At 62.8% G+C, this 250-nt stretch carries 1 pseudogene; it reads right to left on the bottom strand.

Annotated elements, in window-relative coordinates:
* Nucleotides 1-250, bottom strand: a pseudogene (locus AB2B41_RS23660) (signal recognition particle protein); the annotation flags it as partial.

Raw genomic sequence — 250 nt, 5'->3', positions numbered from 1 at the left:
GCCCAGACCCGGCAGCTTGCCGCCCATCTGCTTGGCCGCCGCCTCCAGCGCCTTGGGATCCATGCCCTGCGCCTTGGCGGCAGGATCCATGCCGCCCTTGCCGAACATGCCCTTCATGGCCTGTTTCAGCATGCCGCCTTTGCCCATCGTGCCCATCTTCTTCATCATGTCCGACATCTGCCGGTGCATCTTCATGAGCTTGTTTAGATCGGAGACCTCCATGCCCGCGCCTGCCGCGATGCGTTTCTTG

The sequence above is a fragment of the Sulfitobacter sediminis genome (assembly GCF_040811725.1).
Lineage (GTDB): Bacteria > Pseudomonadota > Alphaproteobacteria > Rhodobacterales > Rhodobacteraceae > Sulfitobacter > Sulfitobacter sediminis.
This window is presented reverse-complemented; position numbering and strand designations above follow the sequence as displayed.